Raw genomic sequence first — 13,330 nt, 5'->3', positions numbered from 1 at the left:
AAATGCTCAGCAAATGCTGTTTTTTTCAAACACCTTTAACATGCTGTTGCAGAATCTGCGGTCATTGTACCTCAGATGTCGGTTAATTTAGATATTGGATAATAATGACCAATCCGTGGAATAACTGCTTGCAAAGCTACTCCGCTATTTTACCATTGGGACATAAGCTCACGGCACCGCCTTGGCAGGTGCTATTCATTGGCAGATACTTTTCATTTGCAGGTAAGCATGGCACATAACACTCCGTTCTCTGCACAACCACCGGTCGCCTCTTCCGGGCTGCCATTAACACTCATCTCGCTCGATGACTGGGCGCTCGTTACCTTAACTGGCGCTGACCGAGTGAAATATCTGCAAGGGCAAGTTACTGCGGATATCGATGCTCTGTCCACCGACCAGCATATCCTGTGCGCCCATTGTGATGCTAAAGGGAAAATGTGGAGCAACCTGCGGCTATTTTATCGTGGCGAGGGGTTGGCATTTATTGAGCGCCGCAGCCTGCTGGATAACCAGTTAAGCGAACTCAAGAAATATGCCGTGTTCTCTAAAGTGGCTATTGCTGCACAGCCTGACGCCGTTCTGTTAGGCATTGCAGGGGCAGAGGCGAAAACTGCGCTGGCTGAGGTTTTTGCCGAATTACCGAGTGCCGAGCATCCGGTGACCCAGCAAGGTAATAACACACTGTTGCATTTCTCACTCCCCGCCGAGCGTTTTTTGCTGGTAACTGATGCCGCGCAAGCCCAGCAACTAGTAGAAACACTGGCCGACCGCGCGCAGTTTAACAACAGTAAACAGTGGCTGGCGCTGGATATTGAAGCAGGCTTGCCAATTATTGATACTGACAGCAGCGCGCAGTTTATTCCTCAAGCCACCAATATTCAGGCGTTGAATGGCATTAGCTTCAGTAAAGGTTGTTACACCGGGCAGGAGATGGTGGCCAGAGCCAAATACCGCGGAGCCAACAAACGCGCGCTGTACTGGTTAGCGGGTGCTGCCAGCCGTGTACCGGCAGCCGGTGAAGATTTAGAGTGGCAATTAGGTGAGAACTGGCGTCGTACCGGTTCCGTGTTAGCCGCAATTCAACTCAGTGATGGCACTGTGTGGGTGCAGGCGGTGTTGAACAACGATCTGGCGGCAGACAGTGTGCTACGAGTGCGCGATGATGTTGGCAGTGTGCTGACTATTCAGCCGTTGCCCTACTCACTGAGTGATGAGAAGTAGTCTTACTCGAACCAGAGGCCGGTTATCCGGCCTCAATTTATGCATGTGGCTACAGCATCAAACGTACAAATAGATCGCCATAAAGTGGCAGACACTGCCACCCAACACAAAACCATGCCAGATAGCATGACCGAAGCGGATACGCTTAGAGGCGTAGAAAACCACCCCTAAAGTGTAAAGCAAGCCGCCAATAGTCAGTAATGCCAACCCGCCAATTTCAAGTTTCACCGCCAGCTGATAAATCACAATCAGTGATAACCAGCCCATCGTTAGGTAAGTCACGAGCGACAACACCTCAAATCGATGAGCAAAAGCCAGCTTAAATATCACACCGAACAGCGCCAGCCCCCAAATGACCGCCATTAACCCTCTGGCCAGTGGCGAATCCAATCCCACCAGCAGAAAGGGGGTATAAGTGCCGGCAATCAAAATATAAATGGCACAGTGGTCAAACTTCTGTAGCCAGAGCTTCGCCTTACGGTGTGGCACGGCGTGATACAGTGTTGATGCCAGAAAAAGCAAAATAATACTGCCGCCATACAAGCTATAGCTGGTTAGCGCTTTGGTATCAGCACCACTGTCTACTGCCTGCACCAAAAGCAACACCAGCCCGATAATTCCAAACACCACACCAATACCATGGCTAATGCTATTAGCTATCTCTTCTGCCCATGGATAGGCTGGGGTCGTTGTGGCCGGTGACAATATCGAGGGGGCCGCAGAAGTAGGTGGTGTAACTGTAGCAGAGGGTGTAACTGATTTATTATTCAATACTTATTATCCTGAATATTAGCTGTTGTATACCCAAAGACATTGGCGTTGCAGTCAAGCTGCAAGGTAATCAATCCCGATGAGCGGCACGGTAGGTAGCCAATTGCGCAAATATACTGCACTCAGGTTAACTGAGAATGATTCCAGTGTACACGTGTAAGCTTAAATATTCTGTCAATACATGTAACTCGCCATGTCTATCGCCAGATGAAGCAAAAAGAACAGAGTAATTGCAGATAATCAGGTAACGTATTACCGGTCTACCTTTATCTGATTTGAGGGTTGTTTGTTATGTCATTAACACTGCCAGTTCTGGATTTTGGCCCCCTGACCGAGACTGTCCAGTTTCTGATGGAAGTTGATAAGCTAAAAGATATACAGCGCCGCACCAAAGTGATTGCCAGCTTACGGCAGGAAAACTCCGCTGAGCACAGTTGGCATTTTGCGGTGGCGGCAATGAGTCTGGCCCCCTATGCAGGCCCGGATGTTGATATCAACCGCGTAATTCAAATGGCACTGCTGCACGATATTGTTGAAATCGATGCCGGTGATGTCATCGTTTATGATTTGGCCGCCAGAGCCGCCATTCATGAACAAGAAGTGGCCGCGGCTAAACGGTTATTCGGTATGCTCCCTCCCGCTTTAAACGCGCAATTTACCGCGCTGTGGGACGAATATGAAGCAGAAGAAACCGCCGATGCGTGCTTTGCGACCGTGCTGGACCGCATTTTGCCAATGCTGATTAACCTGCATACCGAAGGGCAAAGCTGGATAGAAAATGGTATCCGTTTGCAACAAGTGCTGGATCGCAACCAACGAGTCGCTGAGCGCTATCCTCAGATCTGGCAATATTTACTGCCCCAGTTACAGGCTGCGCAGCAAAAGGGCTGGCTGAAATAATCATGTTGAAGTACATGCGGTTAGGCCAGCTATGTCAATCGACTGGCAAACCGCATCTGTTTTATTTTCCGCCCGCCAGGTCCAATACACTGCCGGTGACATAAGAGGCACAGTCTGACAGCAACCAAACAATCGCCTCAGCAACTTCATGTGGGTGACCACCCCGTTTCATGGGTAACAAGCTTTGGATCCGGTCAACCCGCCTGGGTTCACCACCACTGGCATGGATATCGGTATAGATAACACCTGGCCGTACCCCGTTAACCCTAATCCCCTCAGCCGCCACCTCCAGCGACAAACCGATGGTCAGTGTATCAATAGCCCCTTTGGAGGCCGCATAATCCAAATATTCCCCCGGCGCACCAAGGCGGGACGCGGCAGAAGAAACATTAACAATTGCCCCACCATGGCCACCATGGCGCATAGCCATGCGTTTAACCGCCTCGCGACTGCATAAGAAATACCCTGTCACATTGGTCGTTAGCACTCGGTTAATACGTTCGGCGGTCAAGCCTTCAATACTGGTTTGTGGGAACAGAATACCGGCATTATTCACTAATGCACTGATTGGCCCCAGTTGCGCCTCAAGTTGTTCAAACAGTGCCACAACCTGTGATTCATCAGCAATATCCGCCTGTAACGCAATCGCCAACCCTCCCGCAGCCGCTATCTCCGCCACCACCTGCCGCGCGGCTTGCTGGTCATTGATATAATTGACCGCCACCCGATAACCATGTTTTGCCAACAGCAATGCGGTCGCACGACCAATTCCCCGGCTGCCGCCCGTCACTAATGCAACTTTCTTATTCATATCCCGGTTCCCTATGCTGCGATAAAGAGTTGCCAAACTAGCATGCCAATACTGGCGAGATAATCAACATAGCAAAAGGGCCGCATACGCGACCCTCAGATTCATGCACAACTTATCTCTATTTTAAATTACTCATAATCAGCAATTGGGACACATGAGCAGAACAGATTACGGTCGCCGTACACATCATCCAAACGTTTCACCGCTGGCCAGTATTTGTTCTCCATCACACCTGCAACCGGGAACACAGCCAGCTCACGGCTGTAAGGGTGCTGCCAGTCCCCCACCAGCTCCGCCTGAGTATGAGGCGCATTCACCAGCGGGTTGTCTTCCAGCGGCCATTCGCCTTGGGCCACTTTGTCAATCTCGCTACGAATCGCTAACATCGCATCGATAAAGCGGTCCAGTTCCACTTTGCTTTCTGATTCTGTCGGCTCCACCATCAGTGTTCCGGCAACCGGGAACGACATGGTCGGCGCGTGAAAACCGAAATCGATCAGGCGTTTAGCGATATCCATTTCACTGATACCGGTCGCCTCTTTTAGCGGACGAATATCCAGAATACACTCATGTGCCACACGGCCATCGTGACCGGTATACAACACCGGATAGGCGGCTTTCAGGCGGGTAGCGATGTAGTTGGCATTCAAAATAGCCACCTGACTGGCTTGCTTCAAGCCATCAGCGCCCATCATGCGAATATACATCCAACTGATAGGTAAAATTGATGCACTACCAAATGGCGCGGCTGAAACGGCACCTTGCTGAGTGGTCATACCGTCGATTTGCACCACACTGTGACCGGGCACAAAAGGTGCCAAATGGGCTTTGACGCCAATTGGCCCCATGCCTGGTCCGCCACCGCCATGTGGGATACAGAAAGTTTTGTGCAAGTTAAGATGCGATACATCAGCCCCGATATAACCCGGCGTAGTGATGCCAACCTGCGCATTCATGTTCGCGCCATCCAGATAAACTTGCCCGCCAAACTGATGAACGATTTGGCAAACTTCACGGATGGTTTCTTCATACACGCCATGGGTTGACGGGTAGGTCACCATAATGCAAGACAACTCATCACCCGCGTCTTCTGCCTTTTGGCGCAAGTCATGTAAATCGATATTGCCTTGCTTATCACAGGCTACCACCACCACCGACATACCGGCCATTTGTGCTGACGCGGGGTTAGTGCCGTGGGCTGAGCTTGGTATTAAGCAGATATGGCGACTCGCCTGATTGCGACTTTCGTGGTAACGGCGGATAGCCAGCAAACCGGCATACTCTCCCTGCGCACCTGAGTTTGGTTGCATACACACTGCGTCATAACCCGTCAGTTGCACCAACCATTGTGACAGTTGACCAATCATCTGCTGATAACCGGCCGCTTGCTCCGGCGGGCAGAATGGGTGTAACTCAGCGAATTCCGGCCAGGTAATCGGGATCATCTCGGCGGCAGCGTTCAACTTCATGGTACAAGAACCCAACGGGATCATCGCCTGATTCAGCGCCAAATCTTTGCGCTCTAAACGATGCATATAACGCATCATTTCGGTTTCGCTGTGGTAACGATTGAATACCGGATGGGTCAGAATCGGCTCTTGGCGCAGCATCGTAGCCTGTATCGACTGGCTGCTCTGGCTGACTTTTGCGTCAAGCTGGTCAATATCCAGGCCGTGGCTATCACCGGCTAACAGGGCAAAAAGGGCCTGAATATCTTCGCGGGAGGTGGTTTCATCCAGCGTGATACCCACAGCGCCATGAATGTCAGTGCGCAGGTTAATACCAAAACTCAATGCACGAGCCAATACCGTAGCTTTGTCTTTGACTTCAACTGTCAGGGTATCGAACCAGTGCTGGAAACGGAGACTCAGGCCTGCTTGTTGCAAACCCGCAGCCAGGATATCGGTCATCCGGTGAATACGGCCAGCGATACGCTGCAAGCCCTGCGGGCCATGATAAACCGCATACAGGCTGGCAATATTGGCCAGTAGCACCTGTGAGGTACAGATGTTGGAGTTAGCTTTCTCGCGGCGAATATGTTGCTCACGGGTCTGCATCGCCATACGCAACGCAGTATTACCGGCAGCGTCGCGTGATACCCCAATAATGCGGCCCGGCATCGAGCGTTTAAATTCGTCACGGCAGGCAAAGAATGCAGCATGTGGGCCGCCATACCCCATCGGCACACCAAAGCGCTGAGCGGAGCCAAATACCACATCGGCACCTTGTGTCCCCGGCGCAGTCAACAGCACCAGCGCCATAATATCGGCAGCCACGCTGGTAATGATTTTACGTTTTTTCAGTTCAGACAGCAGCGCGCTGTAGTCATGCAGTTCACCAGTGGTGCCTACTTGTTGCAGCAACACACCAAAAACACCATCCAGCTCCAGCACTTTTTCAGCGCGGTCGACAATCACTTCAAAACCAAAAGTTTCAGCGCGAGTTCGCACCACATCCAGCGTTTGTGGATGAACATCATCAGCCACAAAGAAGCGATTAGCGTCCTTCAGCTTACTGGCTCGCTTGGCTAATGCCATCGATTCTGCCGCAGCAGTAGCCTCATCCAGCAAAGAGGCAGAAGCCAGATCCAACCCCGTCAGGTCTTGTGTCAATTGCTGGAAATTCAACAGCGCTTCAAGGCGGCCCTGAGAAACTTCGGGCTGATAAGGTGTGTAAGCGGTGTACCAGCCTGGGTTCTCCAGCATATTACGCAGGATAACCGGCGGGGTCAGTACCGGGCTGTAGCCCATGCCGATGTAGGATTTATAGCGCTGATTCTGGCTGGCAATCCCTTTAAGTTCCGCCAGCGCCTGGTGTTCAGTGGCGGCATCACCCACTTGTGGTGGGCTTGGCAATTGGATATCTGCCGGAACAATCTGCTGGATCAATGTACTTAACGAGTTGGCACCAATGGCGGCCAACATCTGTTGCTGTTGTTCAGCAGAGGAGCCGATATGGCGCTGAATAAAAGCATCGTTATGTTCAAGCTGGCTGAGATTCTGAGTCATTTGCTACACATTCCTGAATAGGGCATGGGACGGGAGATATTTGAGATTAACCGCGCCTTGGAGAGGTTTTAGAAATACTCACAAAGCCGAACTAAGGGGAAACACGTCGTTCGGGTCGTAGTGGCGTAAGCCACCGGAACGCCCGTAGACGTGGTCAACCCTTAGCTCATTGCACTTCACTCACCTCAGGCTTTTTTTCATTTATTCTTCAATGGTCGCCAAATACGCCTCGGCATCTAACAAACCTGCCAGCTCACCTTCATCAGAGGCTTTGATGCTGAACAGCCAACCATCGGTATAAGGTGCGCTGTTGACCAGTTCTGGTGAGCTTTCCAGCTCAGTATTAACCGCAACAATTTCGCCGCTGATCGGGGCATAAATGTCGGAAGCCGCTTTAACTGATTCAGCAACAGCACAATCACTACCAGCTGAAACTTCACTGCCCACTTCAGGCAAATCAACAAACACCATGTCGCCCAGTAGCTCTTGCGCATGCTCAGTGATACCGATGCTATAGATGCCATCGCCATCGGCACGAACCCACTCATGAGATGACGCATATTTTAACTCTGCTGGTACATTGCTCATTGCTGCTCCTTAAAAAGAGATAGAGCCAAAAGTTTAGGCTCTTATAATTCGGAAGACTTACAGCGCGACCGGCTTACCCGCCCGCACAAAACCGGGTTTTGTGACCCGCACTGGCATTTCACGGTTGCGGATTTGAACCACCGCACTCTCACCAATTCCCGCAGGCACACGGGCCAGCGCAATGCTGAAACCCAATGTAGGCGAGAATGAACCACTGGTTATCACACCGACATGTGAGTTACCCAGCGCATCAGAAAAATGCACGGGCAACTCATTACGTAATACGCCTTTTTCGGTCATGATCAAGCCGACCAGTTGCTCAGTTCCGTCCGCACGTTGCTTTTCCAGTGCTTCGCGGCCGATAAACTGACGGTCTTCTGGCAACCAGGCTACCGTCCAGCCCATATTGGCGGCTAACGGAGAAACACCTTCATCCATTTCCTGACCGTAAAGGTTCATACCCGCTTCCAGACGCAAAGTATCACGCGCACCAAGACCCGCAGGCTTCACCCCAGCGGCGAGCAATTGCTGCCAAAATTCAACAACTTGCTCTTTTGGCAGTGCGATTTCATACCCTGATTCACCGGTATAACCGGTAGTCGCGATAAAGAAATCACCCGTTTGAATACCAAAGAATGGTTTCATGCCCGCGATCGCCTGCTGCTGCTCAGGAGTCAGTAAAGTAGCCACTTTCTGTTGAGCCGTTGGGCCTTGTACCGCCACCAGGGCAAGATCGTCACGCACCGTCACTTCAACCTGGTAAGGTTCAGCATGCTGGATTATCCAGGCCAGATCTTTGTCACGGGTAGCGGAGTTAACCACTAAGCGGAAATAGTCTTCTTGCAGGAAATAGACAATCAAGTCATCGATAACACCGCCGGACGCATTCAGCATCCCGGTGTAAAGGGCTTTGCCCGGTTGGGTTAGTTTGGCAACGTCGTTGGCTAACAGGTAACGCAGGAACTCACGGGTACGGGCACCGTGCAGATCAACGATAGTCATATGAGAGACATCGAACATACCGGCATCTTGACGCACGATATGGTGCTCGTCGATTTGGGAACCATAATGCAATGGCATCATCCAGCCATGAAAATCTACCATGCGCGCACCGCACGCTACGTGCTGATCATACAGCGGGGTCTGCTTAGCCATCTACTCTCCCTCAATATACCCTTCGCACTTGAAGCCGTAGGGGCGTTGGCTACGTTCATTCACCCGAATCACTTACTGGTGTAAGCTCATCGGGAATTCATTCGCTTGCCGCCTACCTACAACTCCAATTGCTTTGGCTATAACATGTCATGAGTGTTTTATACCGGCTTCATCCCCCTAATAAACAGGCATGAATACCGTTACGCAAACGATACCTTTTGCCCAACGTTATCACCGAACTCATCAGGTAACCATAAGCTAAAATAGGCAATAGCACGCCCTAAGAGGACAAAAGGCAGGGGTATTGTGCAGAGTTTTCCACTGAAAAAATGCGCACAGAGGCACATTATTAACAATTAATCAGTAAAAATTGCGATGTTATATAACCAAATAACCAAAACCCTGTCAGTTTCAACTTTTCAGGCTTTGGTTATCAGTGAGAAAAACTAATGCGAAAATAGGGCTGAAATTAGATTATTTCAACTGAGGGAGGTTTAGTGACTCACAAGACTACTCATCTAGCCAATCGGGTAAATCATGTAATCCCATGGCCTGCCGCACTAACGGTGGTTTTATCCCCGGCAAGTTATCAGCCAGCGTTAAGCCAATATCACGCAGGAGCTTTTTGGCAGGGTTACTGCCCGCAAACAGGGAGCGGAAACCCTGCATACTGGCAAGCATCACCGCAGCACTGTGCTTGCGGCGACGTTCATAACGCCGCAGATAGAGATGCTGACCGATATCTTTGCCTTGGCGCTGTAAACGGCGCAGCTCAGAGACTAACTCAGCGGCATCCATAAAGCCCAGATTGACGCCCTGCCCGGCCAACGGATGCACAGTATGGGCAGCATCCCCCACCAGCGCCAACCGGTGTGCCGCGAAGCTACGTGCATAGCGCCCCATCAGCGGGAAGGTCTGGCGCTCACTCTCAAGCCGGCATTGCCCCAAACGCATATCAAACGCCATGCCCAGTTCGCGGTTGAATTGCTCGGCAGGTAGCGCAGCTAACTCGGCAGCACGCTCAGGAGGAAGTGACCAGACTATCGAACTCAAGTGTGGGGAGCTAAACGGCAGGAAAGCCAGAATACCATCACCATGAAATACCTGACGCGCCGTTGCCTGATGTGCTTCTTCCGTGCGGATGGTCGCTACCAGCGCATGGTGGGCATAGTCCCAAAAAGTCAGCGGGATATCCGCATGCTGGCGCAACCATGAGTTAGCGCCATCGGCCCCAACCACCAGCCGCGCACTGAGCATACGGTCATCAGTTAGCGTGATAAAAGCTTCGCTTTCACCCCATGCCACCTGTTTGAGGCTGGCCGGTGCCAACAGCGTAACCTCAGCTAATTGGCTGGCACGCTGCCATAGCGCCTGCTGAATCACTCGGTTCTCAATGATATGACCGAGATGGCTGAAGCCATATTCATCAGCATGAAACGCTATTTTGCCAAAACTGTCTTGGTCCCACACTTCCATGCCGCCATAGGGGCTGGCCCGTAGCGCCAAAATGCTGTCCCATACCCCTATTTTTTTCAATAAGCGCTCACTGGCAGCATTGATCGCCGAGACACGTAGCGCCAACTCATCAGTCAACGGTGCAGTGAGAGGTTCTGGTGCGGGCTGATGCTCCAGAATAGCGATGCGCAAGCCACTGCCCTGTAAGCCACAGGCCAGCGCCAGACCGACCATTCCGCCACCGGCGATTACCACGTCATATGATTGCATGCCAATATATTCCTATTAAATACTAACGCTCTACCCATCCCAATGTCTGCTGGGCGAAAGTATCACGTATTGCAGGCATCAGCTCCATTGACATCAGAGCAAGGTTACGCCCAACCACCAGTGGCCCATAGCGATTGGCAAACAGACGAATTAAACCATCAGTGACACCAATAGTCGCCTGTTGATCCCCTTGTCGCCGCTGCTGATATTGGCTGAGAACCGCATACTCACCGGGGTCGCCCTCCGCCTGCGCGATAGTTTCAGCCAGCGACATCACATCACGCAGCCCTAGATTGAAACCCTGCCCGGCAATGGGATGCAGTGTTTGCGCCGCATTACCCACTAACGCCAGACGGTGACTGATATGGCGCGAAGCCGTCAATAATTGCAGCGGGTAGCTGTAGCGCTTACCCGCATGGAGAATTTTACCCAACCGCCAACCAAAAGCTTGCTGCAATTGCGCCACAAAACGGGCGTCATCCCAACTATCGACCTGCTGCTTTTCGTGTTTAGCGTGACACCAGACCAGCGAGCTACGCCCTTCAGACATCGGTAATAATGCCAGCGGCCCATTGCGGGTAAAACGCTCAAAAGCCCGACCTGCCGGTAGTTCGGAAGTCGTAATATTGGCAATCACGGCGATCTGTTGATAGTCCTGCTGCTGCCACTGAATATTACAAGCCCGCGCCAGTGCCGAATGAGATCCGTCGGCTGCCACTAGCAGCTTTGCACTCAGTTGTTGGCCGTTATCCAGCGTCACACCGGCTGATGCAACAGTACGAACCACATCTACCACTTTAGCCGGGCAATGCAGCGTCACTCCCGGCGCTTTCTGCAATAAGGCAAACAGCCTTTTACCGGCATCATGTAGCTCAATAACATTACCCAGTGCCGCAACACCATAATCAGCGGCGCGTAAGTTAACAAAACCCGAATGACCGCTATCACTAACATGAACATGTTCAATGGCGGTGGCACAATCAACCAGATGCGCCCAGATACCAATGCGCTCCAGTTGTTGGCAGGTGCCTTGTGCCAAGGCAATCGCTCTGGCATCAAAACCCGGATGCTGCCTGCTATCAGGAAGTTGTGCTTCAACCAAAGCAACCGGTACCCGCCCTTTGGTGAGGGATGAAATAGCCAGCGCCAGAGTTGCTCCGGCCATACCACCACCAACAATGATTACGCTCATCAGTTATCTCGCTGCCGCCATCAGGGCTTCAATGGCATCGGGATCTTTCACCACACCGGCGGTCAGATTTTCATTGCCGTCAGCAGTAATCACGATGTCATCTTCGATACGAATACCAATACCACGGTATTCTGGCGGTACATCAGCATCTGGGGCGATATAGAGACCCGGCTCAATGGTCAGCACCATTCCCGGTTCCAAAATGCGGCCACGGTCACTATTGGTATAATCACCGACATCATGCACATCCAATCCTAACCAGTGGCTTAAACCATGCATAAAGAAGGGGCGATGCGCTTTTTCAGCGATCAATTGCTCGATATCACCTTTTAGAATGCCCAAACCAACCAGACCCGTAATCATAATGCGCGCCACCTCCTCGGTGACTTCGCGGATACTGGTACCCGGGCGGAACAATTCTATTGATTTATTAATCGAGGCCAGAACGATGTCATAAATCTCACGTTGTGCTGGCGTGAATTTGCCGTTAACCGGGAAGGTGCGGGTGATATCACCGGCATAGCCACGGTATTCACAACCTGCATCAATCAGCACTAACTCACCATCCTGCAATTCACTCTCATTTTCGGTGTAATGCAAAATGCAGCCATTCTCACCACCGCCAACGATAGTGTTATATGCCGGGTAACGCGCGCCATGGCGGGTGAACTCATGCAGAATCTCCCCTTCCAACTGATACTCAAACATACCTGGACGACATTTTTCCATCGCGCGAGTATGGGCTAGCGCACTGATTTCACCGGCGCGGCGCATCACAGTAATTTCTTCAACTGACTTAAACAGGCGCATTTCATGCAACCATGGACGCCAGTCAGTTAGCGTGGCCGGTGCACGTAAATTTTTACGAAAACCGTTACGTAATCTTTCCAGCGCGGCAAAAACAATTTTATCTGCATAAGCATATTGCCCCTGCGCGTGATAAATCACATCAAGGCGATTGAGCAACAAATAGAGCTGTTCGTCGATTTCATCGAAGGATAATGCGCGGTCAACACCTAACTTGAGGGGGGCCGCATCTTGCCCTAAACGGCGGCCAAACCAGATCTCGGCGGTTAAGTCCCGCACCCGGTTAAACAACACGCTGTGGTTATGGGTCTCATCGCTTTTTACCAGAATCAACACCGCCTCCGGTTCATTGAACCCCGTCAGGTAGCTAAAATCGCTATTCTGACGATAAGGGTATTCGGAATCCGCACTGCGCGTAGCCTCCGGTGCGGCGAAAAACAGTGCTGCACTGCCCGGGGCCATCTTCGCCAACAGCGCCTGACGGCGGTTCTGGTATTCTTGCTGAGTCATCACACCCTCCTGGAACATCCGATTTAATCGACTTAATTCAACATATTACACCATATCATTTAATGTAGTGTTGGCTTACGCATCTCTGGTGCAGTCGGCTTCTGTTGAGTAAATTCGATATGGCACAAAATAGCCGCCACACGCACATACTCAATAACTTCTTCTAATGATTGAGCCAGCTCTTCTTGATCTTCATCTTCGTCGTAGCCTAATTGGGCAATATTACGTAAATCATCAATGGCTTCACCCACTTCATCTTTCACCTGCGCCAATTTCGGTTGCAACATACCCAAACCTAACAGGAAATGGTTGACCCAACCTGATAATGCGTCAGCACGGTCAAAAACCGAGATATCGTCCCCTTCAGGGATAAGCAACTGGAACATAAAACCTTCGTTCTCCAGCGCTTCTTGTGTTGCTTCATGTAACTGTTGTAACGGCAATCCCAACGCTTGTGAAAAGGCAACGCCCTCATTGGTCAGGTCATGTACCAGCGTGCGCCAGCCATTGTCTTTACTGCCACCACAGAGCATGCCGCTGATCAGGCCATGCATTTCTGCGGGGGTTAATGCTACCGCTTGCTGGCTTAACGCCAAGGCAAGTGATTGGTAAGTTGGTAATGTATTCTCTATAGACATGCGT

The 13,330-nt window shown here is 51.3% G+C and carries 11 protein-coding genes; 2 read left to right on the top strand and 9 right to left on the bottom strand.

Features of this window, described 5'->3' with window-relative positions; translation table 11 throughout:
* The first annotated feature begins 228 nt into the window (after positions 1 to 228).
* Positions 229 to 1,221, top strand: a complete 993-nt coding sequence (gene ygfZ, locus V1955_RS03735; protein ID WP_420072880.1) for a tRNA-modifying protein YgfZ — start codon at positions 229 to 231, stop codon at positions 1,219 to 1,221.
* A gap of 57 nt (positions 1,222 to 1,278) precedes the next feature.
* Here ygfZ and trhA read toward each other — a convergent pair whose 3' ends face one another.
* The gene (gene trhA, locus V1955_RS03730; RefSeq protein WP_372569589.1) at positions 1,279 to 1,992 is read right to left on the bottom strand and encodes a PAQR family membrane homeostasis protein TrhA; all 714 of its coding nucleotides are present in this window, start codon (positions 1,990 to 1,992) and stop codon (positions 1,279 to 1,281) included.
* A gap of 291 nt (positions 1,993 to 2,283) precedes the next feature.
* Between trhA and V1955_RS03725 the strand changes: the two genes are divergently transcribed.
* Positions 2,284 to 2,892, top strand: coding sequence for an HD domain-containing protein (locus V1955_RS03725; RefSeq protein ID WP_083162753.1), 609 nt, complete (start codon positions 2,284 to 2,286; stop codon positions 2,890 to 2,892).
* Between the two features lie 61 nt (positions 2,893 to 2,953).
* Here the strand turns inward: V1955_RS03725 and V1955_RS03720 are convergent, their stop codons facing one another.
* The 8 genes from V1955_RS03720 to V1955_RS03685 form a co-directional block, all read right to left on the bottom strand.
* Positions 2,954 to 3,703 carry an SDR family oxidoreductase gene (locus tag V1955_RS03720; protein WP_442820537.1) on the bottom strand — a complete coding sequence of 250 codons (750 nt, stop codon included), beginning with the start codon at positions 3,701 to 3,703 and terminating at the stop codon, positions 2,954 to 2,956.
* A gap of 128 nt (positions 3,704 to 3,831) precedes the next feature.
* A complete protein-coding gene (gene gcvP, locus V1955_RS03715) occupies positions 3,832 to 6,711 on the bottom strand; it encodes an aminomethyl-transferring glycine dehydrogenase (protein ID WP_442820536.1) in 2,880 nt (959 codons plus the stop codon).
* Between the two features lie 201 nt (positions 6,712 to 6,912).
* Positions 6,913 to 7,299: a glycine cleavage system protein GcvH gene (gene gcvH, locus V1955_RS03710; protein WP_005193111.1), complete on the bottom strand. Its 387-nt coding sequence runs from the start codon at positions 7,297 to 7,299 to the stop codon at positions 6,913 to 6,915.
* A gap of 57 nt (positions 7,300 to 7,356) precedes the next feature.
* The gene (gene gcvT, locus V1955_RS03705; protein ID WP_083162747.1) at positions 7,357 to 8,454 is read right to left on the bottom strand and encodes a glycine cleavage system aminomethyltransferase GcvT; all 1,098 of its coding nucleotides are present in this window, start codon (positions 8,452 to 8,454) and stop codon (positions 7,357 to 7,359) included.
* Between the two features lie 510 nt (positions 8,455 to 8,964).
* On the bottom strand, positions 8,965 to 10,179 hold the full coding sequence (ubiI, locus tag V1955_RS03700) for an FAD-dependent 2-octaprenylphenol hydroxylase (protein ID WP_372569591.1): 1,215 nt from the start codon (positions 10,177 to 10,179) through the stop codon (positions 8,965 to 8,967).
* A gap of 22 nt (positions 10,180 to 10,201) precedes the next feature.
* Complete coding sequence (gene ubiH / locus V1955_RS03695) at positions 10,202 to 11,371, bottom strand: 2-octaprenyl-6-methoxyphenyl hydroxylase (RefSeq protein ID WP_442820535.1); 1,170 nt, start codon at positions 11,369 to 11,371, stop codon at positions 10,202 to 10,204.
* A gap of 3 nt (positions 11,372 to 11,374) precedes the next feature.
* The gene (gene pepP, locus V1955_RS03690) at positions 11,375 to 12,688 is read right to left on the bottom strand and encodes a Xaa-Pro aminopeptidase (RefSeq protein WP_083162741.1); all 1,314 of its coding nucleotides are present in this window, start codon (positions 12,686 to 12,688) and stop codon (positions 11,375 to 11,377) included.
* A gap of 59 nt (positions 12,689 to 12,747) precedes the next feature.
* Entirely contained in the window at positions 12,748 to 13,326 is a 579-nt protein-coding gene (locus tag V1955_RS03685) for a YecA/YgfB family protein (RefSeq protein WP_083162739.1), read from the bottom strand.
* Positions 13,327 to 13,330 lie beyond the last annotated feature (4 nt).

Origin of the sequence: Yersinia sp. 2545 StPb PI (assembly GCF_052217125.1) — a bacterium.
Classification (GTDB): Bacteria; Pseudomonadota; Gammaproteobacteria; order Enterobacterales; family Enterobacteriaceae; genus Yersinia; species Yersinia enterocolitica_E.
This window is presented reverse-complemented; position numbering and strand designations above follow the sequence as displayed.